Source organism: Vibrio sp. 10N.247.311.49 (assembly GCF_041467655.1).
Taxonomy (GTDB): Bacteria; Pseudomonadota; Gammaproteobacteria; order Enterobacterales; family Vibrionaceae; genus Vibrio; species Vibrio crassostreae_C.
Window position 1 is genome coordinate 65,899 of sequence record NZ_JBFSVA010000012.1, and the last position, 16,579, is coordinate 82,477.

Below are 16,579 nucleotides of genomic sequence, written 5' to 3' on the forward strand. Positions count from 1 at the left end.
GTTCAGCGCCTTTTTATTAGGGCATTTTATATCCAAATAATCATGTCTGTTTTACTGACAATTAAGCTGCCATTGGTACTAGAACAAGCGTACCGAAGATCACCGTGATAAGACCACAGATTACTGGTACTGAAGTACGTTTAACGACTTCAAACGGGCTGATTTTACCCATGCCAGAAGTCGCTACAATTACACCCGAAACAGGAGAAATTGTACGGCCTAAGTTAGACGCTTGAAGCATTGGGATGATTAGGAACGCAGGGTTCAAGCCCATTTTCGCAGCAAGTGACGGAGCCAGTTCTACGAATGCATAGAATGGCGCGTTACCAGAACCTGTCGCGATAGCAGCAGCAACTGTTAGACCAGTCAGGATAAGCATTAATGCGATACCGCCAGCGCCAGCTGATTCAGCAAGGCCGATTAGGTTATCAATTGCACCGATAGACATTAGGCCCTGAGCAAATACACCCGCCGCAACCAACAGCATTACTACGCCTTTAAATGCTTCGGCCATACCTTGGTAGCAAGAATCTAGGTCTTCTAGTGTTTTTTCGCCGTCAAACTTCTTCACAACGTAATCGATAACAGCGCCCACGAAAATTGAACCTACTACGATGGTGTAGATATCAAGTGAAAGGCCCGGAATGGTACGACCGTTGAATAGAAATACTCCAAAAATAGGTAAGAATGGAAGAGCAGCATAAAAAGCCGGCGCATTCGTTTCAATTTCTGAAACGTCTACTTTTTCCATTGGCGTGTTTTCTTTCTTATCTAGGTATTTGTTCCAGAAGAAAGCCGCACCCGCCATCACGATGATCGCACAGATAGAAACAGGCAGTACCGTTTGAACAGCAAACACATCAAGAGACATACCTGATTTTTCTGCTGCGATAACCACATCACCCGACGTTGGTGAAAGAATGATTGCTGCAGGTGATGCACAAACCGCCACCGCTGCTGGACGAGAAATACCCATTGCCGTCATCATTGGGAATAGGGTCGCCATCAATAGCACGCCAAGGCCTGTTGCAGAACTTACTGCTAGAGACATTAGACACGCTACGATGTAAGCCGCAACAAGAAGTACGTATGGAGATTTGATAGCAGCAAGCGGTTTAGAGAATTGTTTTACTACCACATTGTTTGCGCCGATATGCGTCATGTAAGAAGCAAAGCCACAAAGAAGCATGATTTGCATGCCTAGGCCGCCTCCACGGTACTGAAGCATGTACTTAACGAATTCTAGTGAGTCGGTAACCATGTTACCTGTTGAAGCGACCTTAGCGGGTAAGACTGTGTGACCTATAAGGCCAGTAATAAGAAGTAGGGCAAGGCCAGCTGTCAGTAATACACCTGCCGCTTTATAGCCTTTCACAATAAAGTAACCAACAGCGATAGTAATCACTAATCCGATCAAGAGCTCTAACATAGAAATCTCCACAAAGTTTAAAAAAATATAAGAAAGTGTTTCAGAATATGACAATGAATGTACAGAAAACTGCACTGTGGCACGAGGCATAGTTGAGGTTGATATGATCTAAGACAAACATTTTCTTTGATGTTAATTGTGGTTGTAAATCATGAACAACTACTGTTGTTTAGATGTTAATAAACAAATTATCTATCTCAATAGAATATAACTTGGATCACCTTTATAGTGAGGAGTTGTATACAAAGGTGTGGATTTATAAATCTATGACTTTTGGAGCCTAACGTGCAGAACTAAAAAGAAGTGTGTATTTTTACATGATATCGGATTAATTTATGAACTGATGCCTACTGGGAATGGAAAGTTAAGTAGGCTTCAGCGAGAGTTGAATTGATGTGGAAATGCATAGCTCCTAACGTATTGGCTTAAGTACAGCTACTGACCGAAATAGTTGATAGTTAAACGATTGGCGTTGTTGATCAAATCAGCTTGAGGTTCAACGACGCCATATTTGACTAATCGTTAGCTTCTAACAGGCATACCTAGTCCTATGACTTTGTTTATAGCTTTGACATTCGCCATGATTTCTCCCACTTGAGCGTTGTAACATCTCAAGCTCAATTTACCGCTGGTTAGTCCTTTATATCGAGACATTGCGGTCTCAGATATTGAGCGATAGTGGTAACCAGACTCAGATTTCCACTCCGTTATTGTTCCGTTTTTAAGAGCCTCTACAGCTTCATTTCTGGGATGCCCATCTTCCCAAAGAGCCGCATTCTTTCGAGGTGGTATCAACGGAGTACAGCCCTTATTTTTCAGAGTCTCATGGCAACTTTTTGTGTCATATGCTCCATCAGCAGATACTGTATGGATCTTTCTACGTAAAGGGTTGAGTAATGTTGGCAGCACTTCGTTATCGCCAACACTTACAAGACTGACTTCTGCACTAATGGCCTCATGAGTTTCTACATCAACAGCTAAGTGCAGTTTACGCCAAGTTCTGCGTTTTTCGGCGCCGTGCTTTTTCACTTTCCATTCACCCTCGCCAAAAACTTTGAGACCAGTCGAGTCAATGGCTATATGGCGAATAGCTCCTTTGGATTTATTGCGATATTTGACCTGAACTGTCTTCGAGCGTTTGCTGATACAGGTGTAGTCAGGGGACGTCAGTGGAACATCCAATAGCTCAAAGATAGAATCAATAAAGCCTTGAGAGCACGTAATGGTAATGAGAATACTCCTTTAATCATCAAGGCAGTTTCAATCGCTGTATCAGAGTACTGAAAGCCTCTACCACGCTTACCATGATGGGTTTTGCATCGCCATGCATCTACGGCTGTATCATCTATCCAGAACGTAACCGAGCCCCGTTTGCACAAAGCCTTATTGTACTCCGCCCAGTTAGTTATCTTCTTTTTCGCCTTACCCATGTTGTCACCGCTCTAACCATCATAAAGGATCAGATCGCAGGACTCGAAAAAGGTTCAATTGATTTAGGCAACAACGCCCCCAATAACGGGTACAAAGCGTGATCAGATCGAACTCGGTGGAGTCATAAGAACGACAACCGGTGGACATGGTACGTACTTATTCCCGTATGAAGGCCCCGTTGATGAAAATGGCCTACCGGGTATGCCAGGCGGAAATATGTCAGATGTACGTGAAGCCGTGACAACCCAACAGTTAGCTGTTGCTTCGATGGTGATGACTGACGGTTCGCTTGTTGTCATTAATAACGAAGATCATATCGAAACAGAGGTGCCTCAAAATGAAGAATAAACTTTTTTGGGCACTGCAGTTGCTCTTGTTCCTTGCCTGATTAACGCGGCCGGTTTTCAACTTAACGCACAGTCCGTAACAGGGTTAGGTCGTGCATTCGCGGGTGATGCTGTTATGGCCGATAGTGCGGCAATTGTGGCTAAGAACAGCGCTGCGATGGCTTACATCGAGCAACCAACACTTTCTGTAGGTGCTATCTATGTCGATAGTGGTATTGATGTGTCTAATGTTAGCTACACGCCAATGATTGGTGATACTGAAATGTTGGATGACCAATCATTAGACGCAGGGACATTAGTTCCAAACATTCATTATGTTCATTCTATCGAAGATTCGAAGTTCACATTAGGTGTAACGGTTCACTCCAATTTCGGTACTGACGTTGAATTTGATAACTCGTTCGAAGCTGATGAGTTTGGAGGAAAAACGGCGCTTTCCAGTATCAATGTGGGTTTCGCTGTGGCTTACGAGTTGTCTAAAAAAATCAATTTGGGCATAGGGCTAGATGTTATTTACGGTGAGGGCGAAATATACCGCCAAAACTTGTTAAACGTAGATGCAGACGGTTTCGTTTTGGGGGCTAACGTTGGTGCGACTTACCAAGTCAATGAACATAACAAGTTTGGTATTAGTTACCGTTACAGCCCAGATATCGAAGTGGAAGGTGACATTACCAAAGGCGGCGTTCCTGCCGACAAGATGAACGTACCTCTACCAGACACTCTAGAGTTTTCCGGTTGGCACCAGCTCAACGAACAGTGGGCTTTCCATTACAGCTTGCAGTGGGTGAACTGGTCTGAATTTGACTCGCTAACATCTGACTCTTATGACGACTCTATTAAAGAGTATCAATGGAAAGATGCAGGACATGTTTCTGTCGGTGGTACGTACACCATGTCAAAAGAGGTCGTTCTAAGAGCGGGTTACATGTACGACATTTCCCCGACTGACGAACTCACATCGCTCTCTATTCCTGATGTTAACCGTCACTGGCTCACGGTCGGAGGGACATATAACTTCACCAATGCCAGTTCTGTGGACGTTGGAGTCGGATTTATCATCGGAGAATCACAAGATATTGACGAAAACCTGACGACGATTCCAGGAACGAGTTCCAATATAACTGCTGATGTGACTGCCGATGCTCTTTTGCTTGGTGTTCAATATCAGCATCGTTTTTAACTTTTACTTTGGAGTTCAGAACGTAAAAATTTAGGAATCATATAAAAATTGCAGGGCTCGACAGTGAGTTGAGCCCTTTTCTCATTATTAGCTGTTTTAGCATTATTTAAATAGCTGGAAGCTCATTAAGTAAGAAATAGCTGCTTAGAAAAACGTTTTAATTCAGACGAATTCAACGGTTATGGTTATTAAAAATGAAATTTACAAAGCTTAGCAAAACAATCTGTTTGGCACTGTTTGCCTTACATATCTCTCCATCGTTTGCCCAAGATTCAAACTTGATTCCTGTGACTATCGAAAAAGCGCACAAACAAGCATTCACATCTTCAATCAACGAGGTTGGCAAAATCAGGGCAACGGATTCTGCTGCATTGACATTCAGTGCCTCCGACAAAATTCTCAACATCCATTTCAAAGATGGAGATTCAGTTAAAAAAGGCGAGTTGATCGCTCAATTGGACAATACCAAAGCGAAAGCCGATCTAGACAAAGCAAGAAGCTCTCTAGCGTTAGCAAAGTCGAAATTAAAGCGAGTACAAGAATTACTAAAGAAACAGCCCGACTCTATGTCTCAACAAGATGTGGAAGAACTGGGAGAGCAGGCGAATTTAGCAGCAGCGGATTACCGACAGAAAGAAGCGCTGATGAATGACTATTTATTGGTAGCGCCATTTGATGGGCAGTTAACTAATTTTACCCACTCAGTGGGCAGTAAGATTGATGGCGCAACCGCGTTGGTGAGTTTGATTAAACTCGATCCTGTCGAAGTTCAGTATTCGATTGGACAATCGGATTTAGGCAACGCAAAACTTGGGCAGAATGTCTCTATCCAAGTTGATGCTTTTGTCGATGAAGCGTTTTCTGGTGTGGTGGATTACATTGCGCCCGCGGTTGATGAGAGTTCAGGTCGCGTAGAAGTACACGCGCACGTGACCAATCCAGATCATCGCTTAGTTCCGGGCATGTTTGCCAAAGTAAGCCAAATGACGAGCGAAGACACGACTCAAATGGTGGTTTCCCAAAATTCCGTTCAAGCAAAAAATGCACAACGTTTTGTATGGATTGTGAATGGCGAAAAAATCGAGCAACGCATTGTTGAATTAGGCGTGAACACTAACGATGGGTACGTCGTTGTAGAAAGCGGGTTGAAACTGGGTGATCAGGTCGTAGTGACGGGACAACAGAACCTAAAGAAAGCGTCTCTAGTTAAGGTAATGAACCCTAATGCGGAGCAGAAAACGGTTGAGTTAATAACGGAGCCGGTAGATAAAGTGGTCACTAAGCAGACCGTTCAGCACGAGGTAGAAAAGACCGAAACACAGATTGATGAAGCACATCCGGTTGAGCCTTCGGTTGATTGGACGGAAGCAACAAAAGGTGTAGATGAAGCGATCAATGAAAATAGCGAGCAAGCAGAGACTAGCGCGACTGTTGAGCCGTTATCGAGCGAAACCCACAGCAAGGAAGCCGTAACAAAGGAGAATCTGAATGAAGCTTCCTGAGATTTGTATCAAGCACCCTGTGTTTGCGTCTGTTCTGAGTATCACCATTGTTTTGCTTGGACTTTTGTCGTTTCAAAAGCTCTCAATCCAATACTTTCCTGAACATAAAACACCTTCAGCAACGGTCACTGCTGCGATCAATGGTGCCAGTGCCGAGTTCATGTCGCGCAATGTGGCAGATAAACTGATCACGGCGGCAACGGGCTTAGACAGCGTGAAAACCATGACGACCGACTGTCAGGAAGGAACGTGTAATCTAAAAATCATCTTTGAAGATGACATTAATGACGTCGAATACACGAGCTTGATGAACAATCTGCGTAGCAGTGTTGAAGCGATTGGTGATTTCCCTCCTAGTATGACGGATAAGCCAACGGTAACGGATGACTCTTCTGATACCAGCATGCCGAGTAACATCATCACGTTTGTGAATACCGGCAAGATGTCTAAGCAAGACATGTATGACTACATTAGCCAGCAAGTCGTGCCCCAGTTTAAGCACATACAAGGTGTGGGTGGGATTTGGGGGCCGTATGGTGGCAGTGAAAAAGCGGTTCGTGTGTGGTTACAACCAGATCGAATGATGGCGCTCAATATGAGTGCATCCGATGTGGTTGGAACATTAAGCTCATACAATGCGACATTTACCGCGGGTACTATCAAAGGTCAGGTGCGAGATTTCTCCATTAACCCAGTCAACCAAGTGACCAGTGTTGATGATGTGCGAGATTTGGTGGTTCGTGTCGATAACGGCAAAATCATTCGTATTGGCGATATTGCTGAAGTAAAAATGGGTGAGGAGAGCCTTACACCGAGTATTCTTCGTGTTGACGACAACTTAGCTATGTCGATTCAGGTACTGCCACTGAAAAGTGAAAACCCAGTGACGGTTGCCAATAAGGTTAAGAAGCAAATAGACGTGATTCAACCTCAGTTGCCTGAAGGCATTGAGATGAAGATGGTCTACAACCAAGCTGATTTTATTAAAACTGCAATTGACGAAGGCTTCATGACTTTAGTTGAAGCGATTGTTCTGGTTTCAGCCGTTGTCGTGTTGTTCCTTGGTTCAGTTCGTGTGGCGTCTATTCCTATTATCACCATTCCTGTGTGCGTAATAGGCGTATTTGCCGTCATGCATTTACTTGGATTTAGCATCAACGTACTGACGATTCTCGCTATCATTCTCGCCATTGGTTTGGTGGTTGATGATGCGATTGTTGTGGCTGAAAACTGCTACCGTCATATCGAAGAGGGTGAAACGCCGTTCAATGCTGCAATTAAAGGGTGTCGAGAGATCGTATTTCCAGTGATTGCGATGACGCTGACTTTGGCCGTTGTTTACTTACCAATTGGCTTGATGGCAGGCCTAACCGCCGATCTATTCAGGCAGTTCGCGTTCACGCTTGCAGCAGCGGTGATCATCTCTGGGTTTGTGGCGTTAACGCTCTCACCAATGATGAGTGCTTACTTAATGAAGCCAGTATCAACCCCGGCGAAGTGGTATCAAAAAGTTGATGCGAAACTGAATGTGTTATCGGATTTATACACGAAAGAGTTAGGCAAATGGTTTGATCGTAAGGCTCTGATGAGTGGTATTGCTTTAGTGCTGATCGCTTTATCGGCCTTAGCGGTTTGGACAATGCCTCAAGTGTTGCTTCCAACGGAAGATACTGGTTTTGTTGAGGTCACTTCAACGCCTCCTACAGGAGTCGGACGTCAGTATCACCTAGACAACAACGAGCAACTCAACAGTGTGTTCAAAGGTGATAATTCAGTAGAAGCGAATTTATCTTACATCGAAGGGACTCCGACCAATCACGTTTTATTGAAATCATGGGGCGAGCGTGACCAGTCAGCTGATGAGTTGGTGAACGAGTTTATCGCTAAAGCGCAAAGTTCGGTCTCTGCTTATGGCATGTCTTTCAAGGTTCGCTCGGCTGATAACTTGAACATTGCCACTAATATGATCCTAGAGTTAACGACGGTTAACCGTGATACCACCGTATTGTCGGAAACGGCGAATGAGGTGGTGGAGGCGCTTGAGAGTTATGAGGGCGTGACCAACATTAAAAATTCGATGTTGCGTGACCAATTGCGTTATGACTTGTCGATTGACCGCAATGCTATCGTATTGTCTGGTGTGGATTACAGTAATGTCACCAATGCGCTATCTACTTTCTTAGGATCAGTGAAAGCGGCAGATCTACAAGCGGATGATGGCTATACGTACCCAATTCAAGTTCAAGTAAATCTTAGTGATCTTGGCGATTTCAAGGTGCTCGATAAGCTGTACGTGGATTCACAGTCGGGTCAAAGGCTTCCTTTATCTCAGTTTGTATCAATCAAGCAAGTGACATCGGAATCTAATTTCAAGACGTTCATGGGTAAAGACAGTGCTGAAATCACCGCGGACTTGATGCCCGGATATACGGCGAGCGACGTGAAGGCATACATTGATGACACGGTACCAAGTCTGTTGAAACCTGCTCAGAGCTACGAGTTCAATGGCGTAGTTAAAGACCTGGTTGATTCAACCGCGGGCGCACAAGTGCTGTTCGTATTGGCGTTGATTTTCATCTTCTTGATCTTGGCGGCGCAGTTTGAAAGCTTTGTTGACCCAATGATCATCTTGCTAACGGTTCCATTGTGTATTGTGGGCGCGATTTTGACGCTTTCGGTATTTGGTCAAAGCCTCAATATTTACTCGAAGATAGGATTGCTGACACTGGTTGGTCTCGTGACCAAACACGGTATTTTGCTGGTGGAGTTTGCCAACGAGAAACGCAAATCTGGCGCGAGTGCGAAAGAAGCGGCGATCAGCAGTGCACGTTCAAGGTTACGTCCAATCTTGATGACCTCACTGACGATGATCCTCGGTTCATTGCCATTGGCACTGGCGGATGGCCCGGGTTCCTTAGGTCGAATCAATATTGGTTTGGTTCTGGTCGGTGGCTTGTCTGTCGGAACTTTTTTCTCATTGTTCTTAGTGCCAGTCGCGTATGTCGGTATGGCGAACCTAAAGCAAATGGATTTGTTGACTCGATTGAGAACGAAACCAGCGTAGCGAGATGTTTTAGGTTTAGCTAGATACTTCAAGGCCCTCATTGTGAGGGCCTTTTGCTGTTGTGGGCTAGATTAAGTGAGGAGAGCGGTTAGAAGTCGTAGTTTAGATTCATTGAGCTGTAGATTTCGGCGTTACTTTGGTCTGATGCGACAGTGGTGTTGTAGATGTATTCGGTATCAAAAGTCAGCGCCAAATTGCCCATCAATATGTTCTTTAGATAGCCTTTGAGGTTGTAATTGGTGTTCTCTTCACCGTAAGCCATGTTAGCCGTTGCCCACATAGAAAACGTTTCTGTGATCGTCAGAGAGCCATCAACACTGGCATTCACGATTAGTTCATAGTTCTCTTTGTTCGGGAACTCTTCATCGGAGGATTGCCGTTGACTGATTCGGTAACCCGGACCAGCAGAGCCTTGAAGTTTGATTCTTTCAGTATCATAAAAGTGGCGACCCAATCCTGTAGCCGTTATAAATTGCTTACGATAAGTACCAAAGTGGTCGTGTTCAAAACGTGTTGTTGCGACCAAATAGGTGACTTCGTTCAAGTCATAGCTGATGCCATAGTTGGTGGTATAGCGATTGGTGCCGTCTTCATCGTTTTCAGCATCGGTATAGTAGGTATCAAACTGAACTCGTTGGCCCCAGTTCTCTTTTTGTATCCAACAGAGATTCCAGAGTTGATCGACAAAGATGAACTGGTGTTTTGCGAGTAGATAAACCCGAGCTTGGTCAGGGGCGTAAAAGGGGATTCTTCAGTTTCTTCTTATACCTCAGAAGCTTCGCTTAATACAACGTCGTCCTCGAGTACTACTTCTTCAACCTCTTCTCCAAATACGGGCATAGAGAACGCGATGAGAAATAGAGGCAGCTTTGCTAGGGAGCGTGTGTATAAAACTGTGTTTGTTAATGGGCGCGTTGTTTGCGAGATAGCGTGTGTCGACATAATGGTTTGGTATATAAAATGATAGAACACGACGAACGCAAGGTTAGTCGTGAAGAGTCGCCAATGATTGAATCGAAAAAGCTAGTGAGTTACGACGCCATAGGTAAAGGCGAAAAAATCGTTTTTATCGCTGAGAACCCGCTACCTCGATGAGGATTGAAATCTTCAATGTGGACAAAGAATTCAAGTATCTCAGAAGGTTTATCGTCTTCGATTAATAAGAACTCGAGTAGCCCTTGTTCGACATGCCATGAAACTATGGTCTCGCTTGATTGATCTGCTGAAATCTGTTCAACATTGATCACAACGCTCGTCTCGGGTAAGACATTGAAAGCATCTTGCGCACATTTGAGAATACAGCTGGAGACATACTCTCGATATAAAGCATTGCTTTCAGAAAGAGACATCGTTTCAAGCTTCACTTCACCTTGGCACATTACCTTTTTTTCTTTAGGGATCACGTTGTGCTTATTAACCTGAATATTGATTTCTAGCAGGTGACCATTCTTATAAGTATTGAAGTTATGGTTAATCAGCTTAGTGTCGGCTACCGCGGCGTTAATAGAGTTCTGCTGAGCTTCGGAAAGGGCAGAAAGCTTTGCTTCGCTATCGTTGTTTAAAATACCTTTCGATAATTGATTGCCCTTGGCCCAGTAGCTGTAGCTTTGAACCCAATGCACAAACTCTGTCTTGTATTGCTCGATGTCCTGTTCGGCGGCACGCTCAATATTGTTGGTGAGGGTGTACAATTTCGACTTGTTGCCTAGCAGCATATCTAGCCAGCTAGGCTTGTACTCATCGAGTGCTTCCATGGCTTTGACTTTATGATCGAATCGAACTGTTGGCATTACCGGAGCAGGCTCCATCGCAATCGACTCCCAATTCATTTTTGGGGCCGGAATGGTATGCACGGATTGGATTAAGTATAGGTGCTGATTGAATAAGTTCACTTCACTTACAGCGTCCTCAAGTTGTTTGGTATTCATCTACATTCCTGTCGACTGTTGTTCTTGTAATTTGGCGCTTAGTTTATGGTCAAAGCGCGCGAACAGTATTTAAATGAATGTGAATGATCTTTCGTGAGGTTACTTGATATTGGTTTAGGAATATTTCGACTGTGGAGAGATTAGCTTCTGTTTATGAGGGAGGAAGCGGCACATCGAGCCTGGCACAAAATGAACTCGAAACAACATGACAGGCAAGAAAAGCGAAACCCTGCGTTGAAAGCAGGGTTTTTATTGAATCAGTACTGAGTGACTGGTTAGGCAATGTGCGTCATTTTGTTAATCACAAAGGTTTCAATACAGTTTTCAGTCGCAGCCATGTACTCGGCGATGTGTTGGCTCGCTAAGTGTTTCTCTAGATGAGCTTCAGAATCCCAGTTCTCATGAAAAACGAAGTGAGCAGGGTTACTGTTATCTTGATGGAGGTCGTAGTTGATACAGCCTTCTTCGGAGCGGGTTTTATCGATCAATTTAATCATCTCTGATTTAACTAGCTCAGTTTTATCTTCTTTAGAGACGATCGTTGCAATAATGGTTAGCTTAGTCATTGTGAATTCCTAGGGCAATAAATCTCTGGGTCCGGGTAATATAAGTATCTATAAACCAAAGAAAAAGATACGATCTATCCAATGACTATGGCTGTTTGTGTCCATAATTCTCTTTGTAATCGCGAGATTTTTAATGAATTACGCTCATAAGAAAGCCCGACACTAAGCCGGGCATTTTAAAAAGTGAATGAATTAGTTACTGAAATCAGCCTTTACCCAGATCATGCGGTGGTCAGATGAAACATCTTTACCGTTACCATAATCACCAATTCGTGAGTCATTGAATAGCTTGCGTCCTTCTTCATAAGAAGCGGCCCAGTAAACACCAGAATCAACGATGTTAAGTGTTGCTGAAGGCAGTGCGTAATCTACAGCAAGTCCAAATGTTGAAGTGATACGGTTCGGTTGTGGGTGAGACGATGATTTATCTACCGCATGTTCAGCTGCGCCATAACTTGTTGGATACAAGCTGCCATTGGTGACGTCTTGGTTAACTAACGAGTCGTTATGCAAATCTTGCATTACAGAGCTAATGCCGTCGCCATCAACAGGATCTAGGTTTTGGTCACCCATCATAACAAAGTGCTTGCCTTGCTCTAGGCCACCTGTTTTTCCAGTGTCATCATAGATGAACGACTTGTTTTGGATGTATTGGTGCCAGAAGTCGACTTCCGCTGCGTTTTGCTCAATGTTCTTACCCACATCAAAAGCTGGAGGAGTAGGGTGTGACATCAACAAGTGAACGGTTTCTGTCCCGTTTTTAGTTGGAATTAGGATCGGCGCGTCAACGTGGTTTTTTGACGATAGACGAACTTCTTCCCATTCAGCTGCTGTGTACCACTCGTCGCCACAGTTCATGCCGACAGGGAACTTACTAGGATCATCACAAACTGTGATTGTTGGGATGGTTGCACCTTCAAGATCTTTCCATTTAAATTCTTGGAATGTGCGAGTGTTGGCCGTGTCTATCTCATATTTAGACATTAGAGCAAACGCATACTGACCATGGTAGAAACCGAAGCCCCACGCATCACCGGGAAGTGTTCCAAAATTACCGTCATTGTCTAAATCAAAACCAAATTCGTTCAACAAACCTGTATTGGTCGAGTAGCTTTCAAAATATGGATATGAAATTGGTTCTAGGTTCGCGTCGCCACCTGCACCTTCGATACTTTGAGCAACAGAAAGGTAGTTCTTCTGGAAGCCTTCGAGCGCTGATTTGTCGGTACCAGTACCATTATTGTTAAATTCAGCCATCATCAGCACATCAGGTCGATTCTTTTGAATCACGGCAGCGACGTTGCGGATCTGGATAACCTTGGCAGCTGTTACTTTGTCAGCGTCATCAATCGTGTTATCCAAATAGTCGGTTACTAGTTTTGTTTGAGCGCTTGGTTCAATCTGCATTTCTGTTACAAGGTCTTCGAAGGTGGCACGATCAAAAGACAAGTTATAAGTCGCGATCTTTACTTCTTCAGGTTGAACGTAATCTGTGTCACTGCTGCAACCAATCAAAAGTGCAGAAGAGATGGCGAAAGCGATAGATGTTTTTAACAATTTCATAAAGTGGGTCCGCTAAATGCTGAAAGAAATTTGGGACGCGCATGTTATGAGATGGATATCATTCTGTAAGTGATTCTTGTCACAGGCAAGGCTCTGAAGTGATATCTTGTTGCATTGAAAATGTGACATTTGGAACTAGTGTCTGTAATTAGAATAAAGACTTAAAATTCATAAATTTAATTAGAACTGTGAATTAAAAAAGCCCTCATAGCAATATGAGGGCTTTTGAATAAGAATCAAACTGTGTTGTTACTGGGGTGTTAAGCGTACTGTTTTAGCTTAAGCGTATTGCTCAACCGTCATTGCCCAATTTTTCTTCTGTTGTTCGAAATTCATTTTGATTTGCTGATAACGAACCTTAAGAACAGAGTGTTCGTACTTCTTCACAACGTCTTCGCGCTTGCTTTCAAGTAGCTGTTTTTTAACTTCGTAATATTCGTTCATGTTTGATACTAGAGCATCAAACTCTTGTTGAAGCTTCTCTGCGATTTGTTGCTTGTCGGCACGATGCATGATTTTTTGCTGGGTGCGTTTAAGTAACATTGACGCTTCAGCTTTCTCAATACGAGCTTGAGGGGTTTTCTTAAGCTTACTTGCCAGTCCCATCAACGAAGCACTCTTAATCAACCATTTTGTTGGATCGTATTGCCACCAGTAGATGCCGTTACGGTAGTCGTTCTCAAAGATGTGGTGGAAGTTGTGGTAGCCTTCGCCGAAAGTGAGTACTGCTAACACACCGTTATCACGCGCTGTGTTTTTGTCAGTAAAAGGTTGGCTACCCCAGATGTGAGCAAGAGAGTTAATAAAGAATGTTGTGTGGTGGTTAAGTACCAAACGAACTGCACCTACGATTAACAACATGCCAATCACGTCACCGTAAATCACGCCTAAAGCGATAGGAACACCGAAATTCATTAGTAATGCTAACAGAACATAGTGCTTGTGCTGCCACATAACAATCTTATCTTTTTTAAGGTCACGGCAGTTTTCGTAGTTTTCGTACATTGAGGTGCTGTAATTACGAATCATCCAGCCAATGTGTGAGTACCAAAATCCACGTTTTGCAGAGTATGGGTCTTTGTCGTTGTTATCGACATGCTTGTGGTGAACACGGTGATCAGAAGACCAGTGTAGCGCGCTGTTCTGCAGGGCAAATGCACCACCTAATGCAAACAGGAATCTTAGGCTTGAATGCGCTTCAAACGCTTTATGTGACCATAAGCGGTGATAACCTGTCGTGATTGAAAGGTTACAGAACGTAAAGCAGATTGCTAGCCATATCCAGTGCTCCATGCCATAGCCAAAAAAGTAGCCATAAACGGGAGCCGCTACAACAGCAAGCAGCATACTAAAAGAGAACACAAAAATATTGAGCCAGATTAATGGCGGCTTTTTTGTAGATTGTTTATCGGCACTATTCATTAGTAAATTTCCATTGAGCTTACATCTGTTCGCTAGAATATCAGCGTACACGTGTAAGTCAATATTGAAAGTGTAAACGTGTATTAGTATGTTTTGCTTAAATATTGTATAAAGGTAGTGTGAAATGTAGTAGCAAGTCATAAATGGAAGTACTAAGGGCTAATAAATGGAAATTAAGGTAGCTGAATATAAAGATTATGAGCGGATTGCCCAATTACACGCGGATAGCTGGAAGCTATATTACCGTGGCATTCTTGCTGATGATTACCTAGAAAATGATGTTTTGGAGGACAGATCTGTTATTTGGCAGACTCGTTTGATTAATCCTCCTTTCAACCAACATGTTTTATTGCTTGAAGAAGGCGGTTTACTGGTTGGTTTTGTTTGCGCGTTTGGTAATCACAACTTTGAACGTGGTACGTTCATTGATGCGTTACACGTAGACAATAATTACCACGGTCGTGGTGTTGGCAAGCGTCTATTGTCTGAATTGTCAAAGTGGTTGCAGCAATACTATTCTGATTCGGGGCTTTACCTAGAGGTGATGTCTGAGAACCACCAAGCGATTGCTTTTTATCAGGCGATTGGTGGCAAAGAAGAACTAGAGCAAGTTTGGAACGCACCATGTGGCAGCCAAGTGAATGAAAAAGTGATTTCTTGGAGCTCTCCCGTTGAACTTGAACAGAAAACAGCGAGCGTTGTGTATTCTTAGTCGATTCTTGTTGAGTATTGGTTTTTTGCTGAGTAGCAGGTGCTTAACGAAGCTATTTTAAAGCACAAGAACAAAGACAAAAGCCCCGAGCATTCAATTGTTCGGGGCTTTTTTGATTGGATTAATGGTCGTTATAATGAATCGCTAAGGCGCATGAAATACTGGGCGATTAATCACTCCATGTGATCTTATTTCTACCGCTCTTCTTCGAAATGTAGAGTGCTTGATCGGCATCGTCGATAAGTTGTTCGACAGAGCCGAGAGCTTGTGACGCATGTTTCACACCGATTGAAATCGTTACTTCTAACCGAAGGAGAGAAGGAGATTCTAATAGGGAGTTAACTAGCGATTCAATTGAAGCCTCAGTTTCTCCTTGGACCATCACCAAAAACTCTTCACCGCCGTATCGAAAGCAGTTACTACTGGTTGGTAGTCTTTTTTGAATCTCATCGGCCAGTTCTTTGATCACCATATCACCCATTTGGTGGCCGTAGGTGTCGTTAATCGATTTGAAATGATCAATATCTATCATGATCGATGTAATGGATAACTGACGGTCTATGCTTGGTTCGATCACCTGATGAAGATAAAGGCGGTTGTAGCAACCCGTTAGCGCATCTTGATAAGAAAGGGCTTCAAACATATTAGATTGCTTGCGGAGTTGTATTGCTTGTTTACGAAGCTGTTCGGATTGAGTGAAGCGTTTATGCACTTCGAAATCTCGTCTTAAACAAGAAGCTGCAATAAGAATATAAGCTGAAGCGTATACGGAAATGGTTTCTATTTCGTGACTAGGCTCTGCTTCATAAAGCTGAGGGGCAAGGCCAATGAGATAAGCCAAAAAGATAAATGACAGCGTAGAGATGCTGTATTTAACAGACAGTCTTGAAAAGGTTCCAATGTAGATCATGACGAGAATGATGCCACCTTGGTAATCGAAATTACTCAGCTCGATAGCGAGTCGGCCGACATAGACTAAGAAAAGCGCGCTAATTACAAGGAAGGTACTTTCTATGAGTTCTAAAGCGTTGGGTTTATTTGTAATGCAGTATCTGGCGACAGCCATCATCAATAGAAAAAGTAAGACTCGGAAAATGATAGGTGTTATACACTCTGTACCAAAGTGAATGTAGTCGGTAACAATGAAAGCACAGAATATTGAGATCGGGATGTAGATAAAATTTATGTACGGCAAATAAATTTCATTATCGAAATAGGTTTTAAATCTTTGATTCTTGAACCCAGAATAAGAGCGCATTGAGAAACTAGCCGAAATGAATACACAATAATTTGCGTAGTATGTCACAGTCTTTGGGATTGTAAATGACCATTTCTATAGATTTGTCAGTATGTTAGCTAGATCAACAAACGGTACAAGGCAATATTCACGCTCTATTATCGGTAGAACGTGAATATCTTAGAGGCTGGTGTA

9 protein-coding genes and 4 pseudogenes are annotated in these 16,579 nt (G+C 43.3%); 5 read left to right on the forward strand and 8 right to left on the reverse strand.

Annotation, left to right across the window (positions count from 1 at the left end):
• Positions 1-61 precede the first annotated feature (61 nt).
• Positions 62-1,429 carry an anaerobic C4-dicarboxylate transporter DcuC gene (dcuC, locus tag AB6E54_RS13420; RefSeq protein WP_016788598.1) on the reverse strand — a complete coding sequence of 456 codons (1,368 nt, stop codon included), beginning with the start codon at positions 1,427-1,429 and terminating at the stop codon, positions 62-64.
• A gap of 522 nt (positions 1,430-1,951) precedes the next feature.
• A pseudogene (locus AB6E54_RS13425) lies at positions 1,952-2,859 on the reverse strand (IS5 family transposase).
• A 79-nt stretch (positions 2,860-2,938) separates the two neighbouring features.
• On the opposite strand from AB6E54_RS13425, the pseudogene AB6E54_RS13430 reads away from it, so the two are divergent.
• The 4 genes and pseudogenes from AB6E54_RS13430 to AB6E54_RS13445 form a co-directional block, all read left to right on the forward strand.
• Positions 2,939-3,208, forward strand: a pseudogene (locus AB6E54_RS13430) (lipase); the annotation flags it as partial.
• Positions 3,198-4,390 (forward strand): annotated as a pseudogene (locus AB6E54_RS13435) (outer membrane protein transport protein). The pseudogenes AB6E54_RS13430 and AB6E54_RS13435, both read left to right, overlap by 11 nt.
• Positions 4,391-4,584: 194 nt before the next feature.
• Entirely contained in the window at positions 4,585-5,892 is a 1,308-nt protein-coding gene (locus AB6E54_RS13440) for an efflux RND transporter periplasmic adaptor subunit (RefSeq protein ID WP_102333514.1), read from the forward strand.
• Positions 5,879-8,956: an efflux RND transporter permease subunit gene (locus AB6E54_RS13445; protein ID WP_102333513.1), complete on the forward strand. Its 3,078-nt coding sequence runs from the start codon at positions 5,879-5,881 to the stop codon at positions 8,954-8,956. Before AB6E54_RS13440 ends, AB6E54_RS13445 begins: the two co-directional genes overlap by 14 nt.
• A gap of 88 nt (positions 8,957-9,044) precedes the next feature.
• On the opposite strand, the pseudogene AB6E54_RS13450 reads toward AB6E54_RS13445, so the two are convergent.
• The 5 genes and pseudogenes from AB6E54_RS13450 to AB6E54_RS13470 form a co-directional block, all read right to left on the reverse strand.
• A pseudogene (locus AB6E54_RS13450) lies at positions 9,045-9,796 on the reverse strand (DUF481 domain-containing protein).
• A gap of 191 nt (positions 9,797-9,987) precedes the next feature.
• Positions 9,988-10,884, reverse strand: a complete 897-nt coding sequence (locus AB6E54_RS13455; protein WP_065584767.1) for a hypothetical protein — start codon at positions 10,882-10,884, stop codon at positions 9,988-9,990.
• Between the two features lie 275 nt (positions 10,885-11,159).
• Positions 11,160-11,450 carry a putative quinol monooxygenase gene (locus AB6E54_RS13460; RefSeq protein ID WP_065584768.1) on the reverse strand — a complete coding sequence of 97 codons (291 nt, stop codon included), beginning with the start codon at positions 11,448-11,450 and terminating at the stop codon, positions 11,160-11,162.
• A 192-nt stretch (positions 11,451-11,642) separates the two neighbouring features.
• Positions 11,643-13,013, reverse strand: coding sequence for an endonuclease/exonuclease/phosphatase family protein (locus AB6E54_RS13465; RefSeq protein WP_065584769.1), 1,371 nt, complete (start codon positions 13,011-13,013; stop codon positions 11,643-11,645).
• 279 nt (positions 13,014-13,292) lie between these two features.
• Positions 13,293-14,435, reverse strand: coding sequence for a fatty acid desaturase (locus AB6E54_RS13470; protein ID WP_017062601.1), 1,143 nt, complete (start codon positions 14,433-14,435; stop codon positions 13,293-13,295).
• 166 nt (positions 14,436-14,601) lie between these two features.
• On the opposite strand from AB6E54_RS13470, the gene AB6E54_RS13475 reads away from it, so the two are divergent.
• Positions 14,602-15,147, forward strand: coding sequence for a GNAT family N-acetyltransferase (locus AB6E54_RS13475; RefSeq protein WP_004731280.1), 546 nt, complete (start codon positions 14,602-14,604; stop codon positions 15,145-15,147).
• A gap of 169 nt (positions 15,148-15,316) precedes the next feature.
• Here the strand turns inward: AB6E54_RS13475 and AB6E54_RS13480 are convergent, their stop codons facing one another.
• On the reverse strand, positions 15,317-16,342 hold the full coding sequence (locus AB6E54_RS13480) for a diguanylate cyclase (protein WP_026012341.1): 1,026 nt from the start codon (positions 16,340-16,342) through the stop codon (positions 15,317-15,319).
• Positions 16,343-16,579 lie beyond the last annotated feature (237 nt).

Coding starts and splice junctions, on each gene's coding strand:
- dcuC (WP_016788598.1), bottom strand. CDS start 1,429: ATGTTAGAGCTCTTGATCGGATTAGTGATTACTATCGCTGTTGGTTAC.
- AB6E54_RS13445 (WP_102333513.1), top strand. CDS start 5,879: ATGAAGCTTCCTGAGATTTGTATCAAGCACCCTGTGTTTGCGTCTGTT.
- AB6E54_RS13475 (WP_004731280.1), top strand. CDS start 14,602: ATGGAAATTAAGGTAGCTGAATATAAAGATTATGAGCGGATTGCCCAA.
- AB6E54_RS13440 (WP_102333514.1), top strand. CDS start 4,585: ATGAAATTTACAAAGCTTAGCAAAACAATCTGTTTGGCACTGTTTGCC.
- AB6E54_RS13455 (WP_065584767.1), bottom strand. CDS start 10,884: ATGAATACCAAACAACTTGAGGACGCTGTAAGTGAAGTGAACTTATTC.
- AB6E54_RS13470 (WP_017062601.1), bottom strand. CDS start 14,435: ATGAATAGTGCCGATAAACAATCTACAAAAAAGCCGCCATTAATCTGG.
- AB6E54_RS13465 (WP_065584769.1), bottom strand. CDS start 13,013: ATGAAATTGTTAAAAACATCTATCGCTTTCGCCATCTCTTCTGCACTT.
- AB6E54_RS13460 (WP_065584768.1), bottom strand. CDS start 11,450: ATGACTAAGCTAACCATTATTGCAACGATCGTCTCTAAAGAAGATAAA.